Raw genomic sequence first — 14013 nt, 5'->3', positions numbered from 1 at the left:
GATTGAGGTGAGTGGGCAGTGAGCGGCGTGGCGCGGACTAGAGATCGATTTGCGGCACGTTGAACGCGCCTTCGAGCGACTTCAATTCGGCGCGGTGCAGCGCGGCCAGTTTGGCCAGGGTCTTTTCGCCGGGCTTTTGCAGGTGTACTTCCACCTGGCGGCGATCGGTCTCGCTGACCTTGCGTTTGACGAGGCCGAGCGCTTCGCAACGCGATACCAGTGCCACGACGCCGTGATGCTGGGCTTGCAGCCGCTCGGCCAATTCGCCGATGGTCGCCCAGTCCCGCTGCGGATAGCCTTTGATGTGCAGGAGCAGCAGATATTGCAAAGGCGTGATGCCTTCGGTTTGGGCGGCCTGTTCAGAGAAGCGTTCGAATCTGCGCATCTGATAGCGGAACTCGGACAACTGCTCGAAATCGGACTTTTCCAGTTCGCGGCGTGGGGTTTTCATTGAAGCGTGGGTTTATCGGGAAATGCGATTTATATCATAACGTGATGTATTTGGGCGTGACGATGACGCTAGTCGAGACGGGTTGTCAGGCCGCGCGCTGCGACGCTTGCTGTGGCATGCGGGGCTGGCGGTATAAACCGGAGATCAGATTCGCCTGAGTCACCATCCCCGCGAGTTCTCTCGTCTGGCTGTCCAGCACTGGAATGTGGTGGTGCCCAAAGTCAGCGAATAGCGGCACCAGGTCCGCGATGGGCGTGGTGGTGTCGACCGTGCGGACGGGAGTTGTCATCAGCGTGCCGACGGTCGGTTCTTTCGCGCGGCGCCGGCCGAACAACCGGTGTCGAAGCCGTGTGAAAACGCCCGTTTGCCGGCCGCTGCCAAGATCGGCCCGCGTGACGATACCGATCACGTGCCGCTCTTCGTTCGTGACCGGCAGCGCCTTGATGCCGTGACGTTGCAGGATGCTCCACGCAGTCGTTGCGCGCGTCTGCGCCGACACGGTGATCACGTTACGCGACATGATGTTCGCGCAGGTGATCTCGTCGAAGCTGCGCGCGTAGGTTTGCAACTGCAAGGCGCGCAGCAGGGATTCCAGATCGTCAGGTGCGATGTCGAGCAGTTCGCTTTGCCGCTTGAGCACGGCGTCGAGATCCGCACGCGTGAAGCCGGGCCGCGGCTGAGCGTCCGGATCTGATTTGCTAGCGCCTGGCCGTGCCGAATGGGGATAACGGTGGCCAGTGATCGCGTGATACACGATTGCGGCGCCGAGGAGCGCCGCGGACTGAAGCGCGATCGGCGCGAGCACGAAGCGGTAGCCGAGCGCATGCACGGCCGGTCCGCCCAGCACGGCCGTGAGCGCGACCGCTCCGGATGGCGGATGCACGCAGCGCAGCACGAACATGGCGCAGATCGCGGCGGCGACGGCGACGGGAGCCGCGTGCAGCGGATCGCCGATCCAGCTTGCGCAGGCAACGCCGACAGTCGCCGAAACAAGGTTGCCGCCGATGATGGACCACGGTTGCGCAAGTGGACTCGCCGGCACCGCGAACAGCAGCACGGCCGAAGCGCCCATGGGCGCCACCAGCAACGGGATATTCCCGCCCGAACCGAGCAGCAGATGCGTGATGGCGGCGGTGAACGCAATGCCTATCAATGCACCGACGCACGAACGCAAACGCTCCTTCCACGCGAGAGCGACGGGCGGCGGTGCGAGGCGGGCGAGCCAGCGGTTGAGGGTAGGGCGGGGCAAGGTCGGTTGCGTTGGGTGAGGTTTGTGGGCTGGCGCGAGGGTTTCAGTGGATGGGCAGCGGGGCTGCGGTGGGTGAGATTATATGTGATTGTGATATAAATTGGCGCGAGGGTAGTTGTGTGGATTGACGAGCCGTGTGAGTGACTGGTCATCACAGGCCGGGCGCGGCGGGTTTCTCGTCGCTGTGCTAAGGCCGGAAGTGATGAGCGGAAAGACGGGGGACGGGCAGAAGAGGCGGTACGGAAACCCTAAATGCCGACCGCGACGCAACGCGGGGACGCATAGCGTAAAGAAACCGTGCCGAAAAAAGAAAAGGGCTCGCACGCTGACGCGTGCAAGCCCTTGAATCTTTTGGTAGGCCGTACGGGATTCGAACCTGTGACCAACGGATTAAAAGTCCGCTGCTCTACCAGCTGAGCTAACGACCCAAAAGAGAGCGAAATTATAGCGATAGCCCCGGCGAGCTGTCAACCCATCGAGCCTACGTAAGCAATCACCACTTCAGATAGTGAAAAGCCCAGGTATCACTACCCGGGCTTTTCAGCGAGAGGCGCGCGTGGCTATGACTTCGGACACTGCGCGTTACTGCCAGCTACTTGATCTGCGAGAGCTTGCTCTGGGCCGATTGCGCGACGTCCGAGCCGCCGTACTGCGCGACGATCTGCTCCAGCGTCTTCTTGGCCGCGGCCTTCTGACCCTGCTCGAGCTGATTGTTCGCAATCGCCAACAATGCTTCAGGCGCACGCGGATGCTGCGGATATTTCTGCACCACACCTTGCCAGGTCGCCGTCGAGCCCTTGTAGTCGCGCAACGCATACAACGCGTTGCCCAGCCAGTACTGCGCGGTCGGCTGGTAAGGGCTGTTCGGAAACTTGGAGATGAAGGTGCGGAACGACGCCGCCGCATTCTTGAAGTCGCCGTTGCGGAATTGCTGCGAAGCCGCGTTGAACGACTCGGTCTCACCCGGCTGCACCTCGCCCTGGACGCCGTCCACCGTTTGCTGCTGCGGCTCGAATTTCTTCAGGCGCGTATCCAGATCGGTGTAGTAGTCCTTTTGCTGCTTTTGCAGCGTGACGAGCTGATTGCCCATGTCCTCGTTCTGTCCACGCAACGTCGCGACCTGCTGATTGAGCTGGTCGAGACGATTGGACTGATCGAGGATCGTGCGTTGCGCGGCCGACAACTGACTCGACAGGCTATCGGTCTTCGAGCGCAGATCGAGAATGGCCTGACGGGCCTGATCGTCGTCGAAGATGCCCGCATGCGCGGGCACAGCCGCGAAGGCCGTGCCTGCGACGCAGGCCGCTGCGGCAAACCGCAGCCAGGAGAAACGATGCGTCATTCGGCTCATCACCCGTTACTTACTGTTGGTATACGAGGTCGGCGCGGCGGTTTTGTGCCCACGACGATTCGTCATGACCCGTAGCTTGCGGCTTTTCCTTGCCGAGGCTCACGGCTTCCATTTGCGAGTCCGTCACGCCCATCAGCGACAGCGAACGGCGCACAGCTTCAGCACGCTTCTGGCCGAGTGCCAGGTTGTACTCGCTGGTGCCGCGTTCGTCGGTGTTGCCCTGGATCAGGACGTGGCGTTGCGGATGGCTCTTCAGGTATTGCGCGTGTTGTTGCAGCAGCGATTGGTAGTCGTCCTTCACCGAGTAGCTGTCGAAGTCGAAGTAGATGCTGCGCTTGGCGAGCGGGCTGTTCGGATCGTTCAGCGGGTCGACGTTGACCGTCGCGACATCGTTCGGGTTCGGCTGTGCCGAGACCGTGCCACCCTTGTTAGCGTTCTCGTCGAGCTTGACGCCCGAGTGACATGCGGCCAGTGCACCGACCATCAATACAGCAAAAGCGAAGCGAAGTTTTGACATCATTTGGTTACTCTCCTTGTGTTATTGCATAAACGTTATTGCATAAACGGGCCCCAGGACGGCTCGCGTACGCTGCCACCCTGAACGGACAGGACCTGCCGAGTGCGACCGTCGGTCGATACTGCGGCCAACACGCCACGGCCGTTCACCTGTGTGGCGTAAAGAATGTACTGACCGTTCGCCGCGAAGCTCGGCGATTCGTCATGTGTCGTGTCCGTCAGGCCTGTGGCGGTGTTGCCTTGCAGGTCCTGGATATAAAGCTTGAAGCCGCCGCCGACGCGCGAGATATAAGCGAGCTGTTTGCCGTCCGGGCTCACGCGCGGGCTGGTGTTGTAGCTGCCCGTGAACGTGACGCGCTGTGCGGCGCCGGCGTTTTCGCCTTGGGCCGACATCTTGTAGATCTGCGGCTGGCCGCCACGGTCGCTGGTGAAATAGATCGACTGGCCGTCAGGCGAGAAGCACGGTTCGGTGTCGATCGAGCTGCCTTGCGTGAGACGGCGCAGGCCGCTGCCGTCTGCATTGACGGCGAAAATCTGCGTGTTGCCGGTGCGCGAGAGCGCGACCGCCAGCGTACGCCCGTCCGGCGACCACGCCGGCGCACTGTTATTGCCCTTCTGGTCCGACACCACGATGCGGCGGCCCGTGGGCAGATCGTGAATGTAGACGATCGGCTTTTTCTTTTCGAACGAAACGTAAGCGACCTTGGTGCCGTCAGGCGACCATGCCGGCGAGATGATCGGCTCGGGGCTCGACAGCGCGATGTGCGCGTCCTGGCCGTCCGAATCGGAGATCTGCAACTGATAACGGCCGCCCGTCTTGATGACGTACGACAGGCGCGTGGCAAACACGCCGCGGCCGCCCATGAGCTTCGCGTAGATGTAGTCGGCAACCTTGTGCGCGCTCATGCGCAAGCCGCTTTCCGGGCTCACCAGCACGAGGCCGCCGAGGCTTTCGCCCTTGACGGTGTCGTACAGCTTGAAGCGCACTTCATATTGACCGTTCGGCAGGCGGTTCACGCTGCCCGACACGAACGCGTTGGCGCCCTTGGCCTTCCAGCTGCCGAGGTCGACGGAATCCGTTTCGGCGACCGGGGTGGAGCCCGCGTCGATGTTAGTGAATTTGCCGCTGCGCTGCAGATCCTGACGCACGATCGTGCTGACCTGCTGCGGCGAGTTCGCTTCATTGGCGAAATTCGCCGTTGCGATCGGAAACTGGGTGGACCCGACGCCCGTGACGAGGACGTTGAGTTGTGCGTTGGCGGCGCCACCTACGGCGATCAGGCACGACGCTACAAGTGTCCGCAGGCCTAGCTTGGTCATCAAACTCATGCTGTATGGATTCCCCAAAAACGGTTTTACTAACGCTTCAAGACAGCAGACAGACCCGAAAACAACTAATTCGTTCCCGAGCGCGCCCCGATGGGCGGGGCGCTGCGTTTGCTGTCGACTGACTGTCGAACTGCTGCAATCAACCGGCCGGGCGCAACGTAATCAGGAAGCTGGTCGGTGTCTTGCCATTGATGTCCTGAGGCATCGGATCAGTACGCTGGACGGCCCGCAGCGCCGCGTCGTCCCACGCTGCGTTGCCGCTGCTGCGTGAAATCGTTGCGCCAAGCAAGGTGCCCGTCGGCGAGCAGCGCACGGAGACGACCGTCTCCAGGCCGCTGGTCTCACCGCCCCACGTGATGTTCGGGCGCACTGCACGACGCACCTTGTCCGAGTAGCCCGGCGAGGTCGCCGTGCCACCCGAGCCGCTGCCCGTGCCGTTCTTTCCGAGGCCATCGCTGGTGGTCGAGCCGGTGCCGCCGGTCGCGAGGCCTTGCATCTGCGCGAGGCGTGCGCGACGTTCCGCATCCAGTTTCTTCGCTTGCGCCGCGGCGTCGGCTTGCGCTTTGGCCTTCGCGGCTTTCTGCGCGTCGGCCTTCTTCTGCGCTTCAGCCTCGGCTTGCTTTTGCTGTTCCTGCTGCTGTTCCTTCAACTGCTGTTGCTTTTGCTGCTCGGCCAATTGCTGTTGCTTCAGCTTGTTGGCCTCCTGCTGTTGCTGCTGTTGCTGCTGTTGTTTCTGTTTCGCTGCGGCAGCCTTTTGTGCCGCGAGTTGCGCTGCCTGTTCGGCCGCCAGTTGCTGCTGTCGCTTCGCTTCAGCTTCCTGCTGGGCCTGCAGCTTCTGCTGACGTTGCTGCTCGGCCAACTGAGCCTGGCGAGCCGCCTCCTGTTGCTGGCGCTTCTTTTCCTGCAGCGCGATGTCGGCCTGCTCGTCGCGCACCGGCGGGGCAGGGGCGACCGGCACGGGCGCGGGCGGTGGCGGGACGGGACGCGGGATCACCGCGTCGGGCACTTCGGTCCACAGTTCCGCTTCAGCGCCCTCAGGCGTACTGTTTTGCCACTGAATGCCGTGATACAGGAAGAATCCGAGCAGCGCGTGCATCACCAGCGCGAACGCAAAGGCTCGCCCGGTGCCGCGTTCACGCGGTGGCTGGAGCGGGTATTCGGAGTTCTTGCGGATCATTGCGATTTGACGAGCAATCCAACGCGCTTGACGCCGCGAGCCTTGAGCTCGGACATCACGTTCATCACGACTTCGTACTTCACGGTCTTGTCGGCGGCGATGACGACCGGCTGATCCGGATGCGATTGCGCGCGCTCGGCGATAAAGCCGTTCAGATCGGCCTTGGTCATGTCTTCCTGCTGCTGCGCACCCGAATCGTCCTTGTATTTGACGCTCATGTTGCCGTCCGCGCGAATGTTCACGATGACGGGCGGCGTTTGCTGCTGCGGCGCCGCGCCACCGACTGTCGGCAGATTGACGATCGACGGCGCGACGAGCGGCGCGGTCACCATGAAGATCACGAGCAGCACGAGCATTACGTCGATATACGGCACGACGTTGATGTCGGCCATCGCGCGGCGCGAGCGGCTGCCGCGCATGCTGGAGGAGCGAGAGCCTGCCATCGTGGACTCCTTACTGTGCCTGACGCTGCAGGATGTTCGAGAATTCTTCGATAAAGGTCTCGAAGCGGATCGCCAGACGGTCGATGTCGTGCGCGTAGCGATTGTAGGCAACCACGGCCGGAATCGCAGCGAACAGGCCAATTGCGGTAGCCGTCAGCGCTTCGGCGATGCCCGGCGCGACATTCGCCAGGGTGGCCTGCTGCACGTTGGCGAGGCCGCGGAACGCGTTCATGATCCCCCACACCGTGCCGAACAGACCGATATACGGGCTGACCGAGCCGACCGACGCGAGAAACGCGAGATTGGCTTCGAGCACGTCCATTTCACGCTGGAACGCGGCACGCATGGCACGCCGCGCGCCGTCGAGAATCGCGCCCGGATCGTTCAGACGCTTTTCCTTGCCCTTCAGGAATTCGCGCATGCCGGACTCGAAAATCCGCTCCAGGGCGCCGATCGTGTGGCGGTTGTTCGCGGCACTTTGATAAAGCGCCTGCAGGTCGCCACCCGACCAGAAATCGCGTTCGAAACGTTCAGTCTGCGCGCGCGCCCGACGGATCGCAAACCACTTGCGGAAGATGAAGGTCCACGACAACAGCGACAACAGCAGCAACAGGGCCATGACGGCCTGCGCCAGCAGGCTCGCATTGAGTACGAGGGAAACGATCGACAGATCTTGTGTAGTGTTCATAAAGGTTCGTTTTAACGTCCCGGAAGGGGGCGTCCGGCTGCAAGGCCGCTCGAAGCTTGCCGTGAGCAAAACGGAAGCATCGGCGATATTGCAAGCCGAACCATGCTTTGTGTTGCTTGATCGTTACGAGTTCACTGGCCCCGTAACAACGGGGTTCAGTCATTGTCCGTTGACACGCCGCTGTCGCTCACGCCCGGACCGCGCCGCAAGGCGGCAAGAACCGGCGGAGGAATCGCGGCCGGCCGCAGCGCGATGCGGTCCACGCAGCCGACCCGGATGGAACCGGTAGCAAGCAGCGTGCCGTCGCGCCACGCTTCCTGCGCGAAATCGACCGAAGCGCGGCCGAGACGCTCGATCCGGCTGACTACGTTGACGACATCGTCGAGCCGGGCCGGCGCCCGGTAATCGACCGCGGTGCTGCGGACGATGAAAATCGCCCCCGACTCTTCCGTGAGCCGATTCTGGTCGACGCCGCACGCGCGCAGCCATTCGGTGCGCGCCCGTTCGAAAAATTTCAGGTAGTTCGCGTAAAACACGATGCCGCCGGCGTCGGTATCTTCGTAGTACACGCGGATGGGCCACGTATAGCCGATTTCCGTGCCGGGCTGGCTGGTCGACATATTCATGCGGCGCATTTTACCGGAACGCACACCCCAAGGTCTGTTTCAAGATGTGCGCCCCGTCTGGCGGGCGTTAGCCGCGATGAACGGACAACGCGGAGAACGATTGCGCCACCGGCATCAGCTCGATCGTGTTGATATTGACGTGCGCCGGGCGCGTGGCGATCCAGTAGATCGAGTCCGCGATGTCTTCGGGTGTGAGCGGTTGCACGTTTTCGTACATTTTGGCGGCTTTGTTGTCGTCGCCGCGAAAACGGACGTTCGAGAACTCGGTGCCGCCGCACAGGCCAGGTTCGACATTCGTCACCCGCAGCGCAGTGCCGGCCACATCGGCGCGCAGATTCAGGCTGAACTGATGCACGAACGCTTTGGTGGCCCCGTAGACGTTGCCGCCCGCGTACGGCCAGCTGCCGGCTGCCGAGCCCAGATTGAAAATGTGGCCGCGGTTGCGCTCCACCATGCCCGGCAGTAACGCGTGCGTGACCTGCACGAGACCTGTGCAGTTGGTCTCGATCATGGTGTTCCACTCGTCGAGACTCGCTTTCTGCGCCGGTTCGATGCCGAGTGCGAGGCCGGCGTTATTGACCAGCACGTCGATTGCGGCGAAGTCCGCCGGCAGCGAGGCAGGAACGGCCTCGACGGCGGCGCGGTCGCGTACGTCGAGTTCATACGGCAGAAGCGCGTCGCCGAGTTCATCGGCGAGTGCCTGCAGACGGTCCTTGCGGCGAGCTGTGGCGACCACACGATGGCCACCCTTGACGAAGGCGCGAGCGATAGCGGCGCCGAATCCCGCGGACGCTCCGGTGACGAACACGATCATTGCTGTGGTTCCCTGGCAGGTAGGAGAGAAAGGCCCCAAGCCTACTTCCATTGCCGCGCTGCGGCAAGGGTAAACCAGCCGTACGAGAGGCTTTGGGAGGGACGCGCCGCGGCCCGCCGGCGCTGTTCCGTCAGACGTTTGCGCGCTGCACAAGGCGGCGCTGAGGGCCGTCCAGTCGGCACCTGCGGCAGCGGCCGGAAGCCGGTTGCCTATTCGATCCTCTTCCAATAAACTAACGCGCTCATCCCTGCGTGACTGGCGATAGAACCGGTTCAAGCAATCGGATTCAAGGTGGAGCAACCCACCGTGAAGCGCAGGGTGCCGTTTTGCCGTTCGCCTGGGCAGCCGTGATCCGCGCGCATTGATCTGCGCTGGCGGTGGCTGTCCTGCCTCGCGTGTGCGGCGACTCTCCATCCGCCACGTCAGGGCTGGCCCAGCCGCCAGCAGCGCTGCGTACCCTCTACGCAAGATTCGGCGCACGATCCGGTCAACCTGAACACATTCAACGGAATCCGTATGTTTGACAGAGCCCAAAGCACCATCGCCAACGTCGATCCTGAACTCTGGAAGGTCATCGAGCAGGAAAACCGCCGTCAGGAAGAGCACATCGAACTGATCGCGTCGGAAAACTACACGAGCCCGGCTGTCATGGCTGCGCAAGGCTCGCAACTCACGAACAAGTACGCCGAAGGGTATCCGGGCAAGCGCTATTACGGCGGCTGCGAGTACGTCGATATCGCCGAGCAGCTGGCGATCGACCGCGTGAAGGAACTGTTCGGCGCCGAAGCCGCCAACGTGCAGCCGAATTCCGGCTCGCAGGCCAACCAGGGCGTGTTCTTCGCCATGCTCAAGCCGGGCGACACGATCATGGGCATGAGCCTCGCGCACGGTGGCCACCTTACGCACGGTTCGCCGGTCAACATGTCGGGCAAGTGGTTCAATGTGGTGAGCTACGGCCTGAACGAAGCTGAAGACATCGACTACGATGCCGCAGAAAAGCTCGCTCAGGAACACAAGCCGAAGCTGATCGTGGCGGGCGCCTCCGCGTTTGCGCTGCGTATCGATTTCGAACGCCTGTCGAAGATCGCCAAGTCGGTCGGCGCGTACTTCATGGTCGACATGGCGCATTACGCCGGCCTGATCGCCGCGGGCGTCTATCCGAACCCGGTTCCGCACGCCGATTTCGTCACCACCACCACGCACAAGAGCCTGCGCGGCCCGCGCGGCGGCGTGATCCTGATGAAGGCCGAGTTCGAAAAGCAGATCAACTCGGCCATCTTCCCGGGCATTCAAGGTGGACCGCTGATGCACGTGATCGCCGGCAAGGCCGTCGCGTTCAAGGAAGCGCTGTCGCCCGAGTTCAAGGCGTACCAAGAGCAAGTCGTCGAAAACGCGCGCGTGCTGGCGGAAACGCTGGTCAAGCGCGGTCTGCGCATCGTGTCGGGCCGCTCCGAAAGCCACGTGATGCTCGTCGACCTGCGCGCAAAGAAGATTACCGGCAAGGCTGCGGAAGCCGCGTTGGGTGCTGCTCACATCACGGTCAACAAGAACGCGATTCCGAACGATCCGGAAAAGCCGTTCGTGACGAGCGGCGTGCGACTCGGCTCGCCGGCCATGACCACGCGCGGTTTCGGCGTCAAGGAAGCCGAGCAGGTAGGTAACCTGATCGCCGACGTGCTGGACAACCCGGAAGACGCCGCAACGATCGAACGCGTGCGCGCGCAAGTCGCCGAGCTGACCCAGCGTTTCCCGGTTTACCGCTAAGCCGCCATGCACTGCCCCTTCTGCCGTCACGCCGATACGCAGGTTGTCGACTCGCGCGTATCCGAAGACGGCGCAACGATTCGCCGGCGCCGCCGCTGCCCGGCCTGCGACAAACGTTTTACGACGTATGAGCGGGTCGAGCTGGCGTTGCCGTCGGTCGTCAAGAAGGATGGCAGCCGCACGGAATTCGACCGCCGCAAGATCGTCGCGAGCATGCAACTGGCGCTGCGCAAGCGCCCGGTGGCCGCAGACGCGATCGACGCGGCGGTTGCCCGCATCGAGTATCAACTGCTCGGCAGCGGCGAGCGCGAAGTGCGCAGCGAGCGCCTCGGCGAACTCGTGATGAACGAGTTGCGTGCGCTCGACACCATTGCCTACGTTCGTTTTGCGTCTGTCTACCGGCGCTTCGAAGACGTCTCCGAATTCGAAGACGTGATCGAAGAATTTCGCCGCGCCTCTTCTCCTCCCAAGCCTCCCCGCAAACGCTGAACGCAGTCGCATCTCGCGTTGCGTCTGAGTAGCCGTTTTTCCCTGCGTCGTTTCGCGCATCCGCATCTCCCGTTGCCGTTATGGTTCGTCGCGTGCATTTTTGCGCGGGATAGCGTCTGAGTGCCACCTGGCCATTCGGCCGATTGTTGAGCGATTTGCAAATCGCTAGATTGGCTGCATTCTTCGAATCGATCAGGGATGCAGATGAAATGGAATGCAGTCTGTCCGCCGCGACGCCGCGGCTTCACGCTTGTCGAAACGCTGGCCGTGGTCGCGCTGCTTGCCGTGATCGCCGTACTGGGTACGCCCTCGTTCGTCGCGTGGTACGTGCGCGATCAGGTCGACGCCCGTGCGAAGGCGCTTGCCTCGACGCTTGCCTATGCGCGTAGCGAAGCGTTGCGCCAGGGCGCGCGAGTCACCGTCTGCCGGACCGATGCGGCCCGGCATTGTCTTGCGGCGGGGCAGCCGTGCGGCAATGGTGTGGCTGACTGGTCCTGCGGCTGGGCGGTCCTCGCTGAACGAGGCGGATCGTCATCGCTATTGCGCGCGCAGCCTCTCTTTGCAGCCGTGAGTATCACCGGCACGCAGACGAATCTCACGTTCACGCCGCCAGCGGGGCAATTGATCGGCACCTTCCGCAGTTTTGATATCGCGCCGCGTGCGCCGTCCAAGGCCACGCAAGGGGCCACGTGGCGGCGTTGCATTCGTATTGCCGCGGGTGGTCGCGCGCGGATCGCCGAAGGCACTTGCGGAGCGGCGTCATGAACCGATACCCGCAGAACCGGTATTCGCGCTGTTGCGGGTCGGCGTGTGGTGGCAGCTCATTGATCGAGGTCATGCTGGCTGTCGCGTTAATGGCGGTCACAGCGCTGGGCTTGATCGCCGGGCAATTGTGGACCGTGCGTGAAGCCCGCGCGATGTCGATGCGCGAACACGCCGCCTGGATAGCCGACTCCGTTGTGGAGGCGACGTACGCGTCTTCCGCGGGCGACGCGGCATTCAGGCAATGGAGCGCGCGGGCAGCGGTAGTTTTGCCGCATGGCGAAGCCTCGGTGCGTGACAACGGCGGTGTGTCCTTTGCGCGTGTTACGTGGGCAGCGCTGCGCGACATGCCGCATTCCGACGATGTGATCGACAAGCCCGTGCCCTGCGGCGGAGCGGATCTTCCCGTGGGGTCGTCATGCGTAGCGCTGGCGTTTGCACAATGATGCGGCGATCGAATCCCGCTCGCGGCCACACGCTGATCGAATTCGCGATTGCCATGGCGCTGGGGCTGCTGGTGACCGCGGGTGCTGTCTCGCTATATACGGCCCAGCGCAGTGCATTCGAACACGCGAGCGATGCGATGCGGATCCGCGAATCCGGCCTCATTGCACTGACGCTGATCGGCCAGCAATTGCAAATGGCCGGCTTCGTACCCGCGGACGTCGCGCGGTACAACAGTCCCGCACCGTTGTTCGGATGCTCGGGTGGCCGTCCGACCGGCGCTGACGATAGCCTTGCCTGCGAGACCTTGCCTAGTCATTCAGACGGCGTCGCGGTCAGCTATGTCGGTGACAACGTGTCCACATGGCCGTCCTCCAGCGGGCAAACAACCGACTGCCTCGGGCAGGCCGTGACCGGCGCCAGCGCAGCGCTCGGCGACAAGGGTGTGCTGGTCGTCAACCGGTACTTCGCCAGAGTCAGTGCTTCGACCGGTGAGCCGGAGCTTTATTGCGAGGGCAACGGCAAGGCGGGGTCCGCGCAGCCGCTGGTCGAAGGTGTCGAGCGCGTGCGGGTCAAGTACTGGTTGGCCGGTGCGCTGGCTGCAAGCGACGCGTCAGCCGTGACGGCCGATCAATGGGCGAAGGTCGTCGCCGTCGATCTCTGCGTGCTCGTGCGTGGTGCGCCACGAGGACAGCGTTCGCGCTATGTCGATTGTGACGGCGTCGGCGCTCTGGCTAGCGATTCGCGTCCGCGCCAGGCGTTCTCGCGGCGCGTTGCGATACGCAATCACGCGGAGGATGGGGCGTGACGAAACGGCGAATCGAACAGCAACAGCACCTGGCAGTCAGGCGATGCGTTAGGCGTCACGATCAAGTGGAAGACTTTTCGTGCTTCAGTCGAGTGCCCCGCGACAACCGTTCACGCATTCGGCAACTCGGTGCAGTCTTACCGATCGTCCTGCTGATTTCAGCGATGATGTTGGCCACTTCCGCGGCCTGGTTCGAGACATCGATTGCGGCAGCGCGTGGCGCCACCAACGTTCGCGAATACCTGCAGGCTTTCCATGCTGCAGATTCGGCGTTGACTTTGTGTACCCGCAGTGTGATCGCGAGGGCAACCACCCAAAGCGCGGCGCCGCTGCCGACCGTATCCGGCGAACCCGTTCAATGGAAACTCGAAGCCGCGTTCGAAGCCGGCGCCGTTACGCCCGTAGCGCAATGGCCCGGATCGCTACGAGCGCCGCAATGTCTGGTCGAGGCCTGGCGTCTGGCAACTCGCACTGATGCTCGAGCGTACTTATTGACTTCGCGCGGCTTCGGCCGGACGAATGCGTCGCAGGTGTGGTTGCAGGTGGAGCTGGTAATCGATGGAGAGAAGATTGAACGTCATTGGCGCCGCGTCGCCGCGCGGCCTTTCTGATTGGAGGTGTCATGAAGCCGCATACATCCGCCTTCACGCTGCTCGAATTGATGATCACGCTGGCGATTGTCGCCGCGCTGGCCGTGTTTGCCGTGCCTTCGTACCGCAGCCATGTCGCGCGAACTCATCGAATCGATGCGGCGGCCGCGCTGTATCGCGCGGCCCAATTCGTCGAGGGAGCGTCGAGCGACAACTTGTCGGCATTGCCCCCAGGTCTCGATCAGGCGCCGCAATTCGGCACACCCGTTTATCGCCTGCATGTTCTGCCCGCCGACGATGCGAACGGTGGCTACGCGATAGAGGCGGCGCCGAGCGAATCAGGTCCGATGCACGACGACACCTGCGGCATTTTCACGCTCGATGCGACAGGATTACGTAGCAACAAGAGTGGCACAACCGGCGGTTCAAACAGCGGAACAAACGGTTCGACAACTGCTAGCGCCGATTGCTGGAATACAAGCTAGCAAACCGGCAAGACGGCAATCAGCGTC

General features: G+C 62.8%; 17 protein-coding genes, 1 tRNA gene and 1 riboswitch. Of the genes, 7 read left to right on the top strand and 11 right to left on the bottom strand.

Annotation, left to right across the window (positions count from 1 at the left end; all coding sequences use genetic code 11):
* Positions 1-37: 37 nt before the first annotated feature.
* The 11 genes from BLW71_RS12930 to ydfG form a co-directional block, all read right to left on the bottom strand.
* Positions 38-451 (bottom strand): MarR family winged helix-turn-helix transcriptional regulator, encoded by a 414-nt coding sequence (locus BLW71_RS12930; protein WP_091796653.1) that lies wholly within the window; start codon positions 449-451, stop codon positions 38-40.
* An 85-nt stretch (positions 452-536) separates the two neighbouring features.
* A complete protein-coding gene (locus tag BLW71_RS12925; RefSeq protein ID WP_091796652.1) occupies positions 537-1700 on the bottom strand; it encodes an HPP family protein in 1164 nt (387 codons plus the stop codon).
* Positions 1701-2052: 352 nt separating this feature from the next.
* A tRNA-Lys gene (locus BLW71_RS12920) sits at positions 2053-2128 on the bottom strand.
* A 164-nt stretch (positions 2129-2292) separates the two neighbouring features.
* The gene (ybgF, locus tag BLW71_RS12915; protein ID WP_091796651.1) at positions 2293-3042 is read right to left on the bottom strand and encodes a tol-pal system protein YbgF; all 750 of its coding nucleotides are present in this window, start codon (positions 3040-3042) and stop codon (positions 2293-2295) included.
* Positions 3043-3061: 19 nt separating this feature from the next.
* Positions 3062-3571 carry a peptidoglycan-associated lipoprotein Pal gene (gene pal / locus BLW71_RS12910; protein WP_012431817.1) on the bottom strand — a complete coding sequence of 170 codons (510 nt, stop codon included), beginning with the start codon at positions 3569-3571 and terminating at the stop codon, positions 3062-3064.
* 32 nt (positions 3572-3603) lie between these two features.
* Positions 3604-4896, bottom strand: a complete 1293-nt coding sequence (gene tolB / locus BLW71_RS12905; RefSeq protein WP_091796650.1) for a Tol-Pal system beta propeller repeat protein TolB — start codon at positions 4894-4896, stop codon at positions 3604-3606.
* A gap of 139 nt (positions 4897-5035) precedes the next feature.
* Positions 5036-6073 carry a cell envelope integrity protein TolA gene (gene tolA, locus BLW71_RS12900; RefSeq protein ID WP_091796649.1) on the bottom strand — a complete coding sequence of 346 codons (1038 nt, stop codon included), beginning with the start codon at positions 6071-6073 and terminating at the stop codon, positions 5036-5038.
* Positions 6070-6516: a protein TolR gene (gene tolR, locus BLW71_RS12895; protein WP_007179120.1), complete on the bottom strand. Its 447-nt coding sequence runs from the start codon at positions 6514-6516 to the stop codon at positions 6070-6072. The genes tolA and tolR overlap by 4 nt, the downstream gene beginning before the upstream one ends.
* Before the next feature lie 10 nt (positions 6517-6526).
* A complete protein-coding gene (gene tolQ / locus BLW71_RS12890) occupies positions 6527-7204 on the bottom strand; it encodes a protein TolQ (RefSeq protein WP_007179119.1) in 678 nt (225 codons plus the stop codon).
* A gap of 155 nt (positions 7205-7359) precedes the next feature.
* Complete coding sequence (gene ybgC, locus BLW71_RS12885; RefSeq protein WP_091796648.1) at positions 7360-7839, bottom strand: tol-pal system-associated acyl-CoA thioesterase; 480 nt, start codon at positions 7837-7839, stop codon at positions 7360-7362.
* Between the two features lie 58 nt (positions 7840-7897).
* Positions 7898-8644 carry a bifunctional NADP-dependent 3-hydroxy acid dehydrogenase/3-hydroxypropionate dehydrogenase YdfG gene (ydfG, locus tag BLW71_RS12880; protein ID WP_091796647.1) on the bottom strand — a complete coding sequence of 249 codons (747 nt, stop codon included), beginning with the start codon at positions 8642-8644 and terminating at the stop codon, positions 7898-7900.
* Positions 8645-8885: 241 nt separating this feature from the next.
* Positions 8886-8994, top strand: a riboswitch (ZMP/ZTP riboswitch).
* A gap of 166 nt (positions 8995-9160) precedes the next feature.
* On the opposite strand from ydfG, the gene glyA reads away from it, so the two are divergent.
* The 7 genes from glyA to BLW71_RS12840 all read left to right on the top strand — a co-directional run bounded on the left by glyA (position 9161) and on the right by BLW71_RS12840 (position 13986).
* The gene (gene glyA / locus BLW71_RS12870; RefSeq protein ID WP_091796646.1) at positions 9161-10408 is read left to right on the top strand and encodes a serine hydroxymethyltransferase; all 1248 of its coding nucleotides are present in this window, start codon (positions 9161-9163) and stop codon (positions 10406-10408) included.
* 6 nt (positions 10409-10414) lie between these two features.
* Positions 10415-10897 carry a transcriptional regulator NrdR gene (nrdR, locus tag BLW71_RS12865; protein WP_091796645.1) on the top strand — a complete coding sequence of 161 codons (483 nt, stop codon included), beginning with the start codon at positions 10415-10417 and terminating at the stop codon, positions 10895-10897.
* Between the two features lie 204 nt (positions 10898-11101).
* Positions 11102-11662, top strand: coding sequence for a GspH/FimT family pseudopilin (locus BLW71_RS12860; protein ID WP_177205026.1), 561 nt, complete (start codon positions 11102-11104; stop codon positions 11660-11662).
* Positions 11659-12105, top strand: a complete 447-nt coding sequence (locus BLW71_RS12855; RefSeq protein ID WP_091796643.1) for a type IV pilus modification PilV family protein — start codon at positions 11659-11661, stop codon at positions 12103-12105. Before BLW71_RS12860 ends, BLW71_RS12855 begins: the two co-directional genes overlap by 4 nt.
* A complete protein-coding gene (locus BLW71_RS12850; RefSeq protein WP_177205025.1) occupies positions 12102-12911 on the top strand; it encodes a PilW family protein in 810 nt (269 codons plus the stop codon). Before BLW71_RS12855 ends, BLW71_RS12850 begins: the two co-directional genes overlap by 4 nt.
* Entirely contained in the window at positions 12908-13522 is a 615-nt protein-coding gene (locus BLW71_RS12845; protein WP_286161992.1) for a pilus assembly PilX family protein, read from the top strand. The genes BLW71_RS12850 and BLW71_RS12845 overlap by 4 nt, the downstream gene beginning before the upstream one ends.
* 11 nt (positions 13523-13533) lie before the next feature.
* A complete protein-coding gene (locus tag BLW71_RS12840) occupies positions 13534-13986 on the top strand; it encodes a type IV pilin protein (RefSeq protein WP_091800788.1) in 453 nt (150 codons plus the stop codon).
* Positions 13987-14013: the final 27 nt, after the last annotated feature.

It is taken from the genome of Burkholderia sp. WP9, assembly GCF_900104795.1.
Classification (GTDB): Bacteria; Pseudomonadota; Gammaproteobacteria; order Burkholderiales; family Burkholderiaceae; genus Paraburkholderia.
The sequence above is the reverse complement of the archived record's forward strand: the minus strand, read 5'-3'. Positions and strand labels throughout refer to the sequence as shown.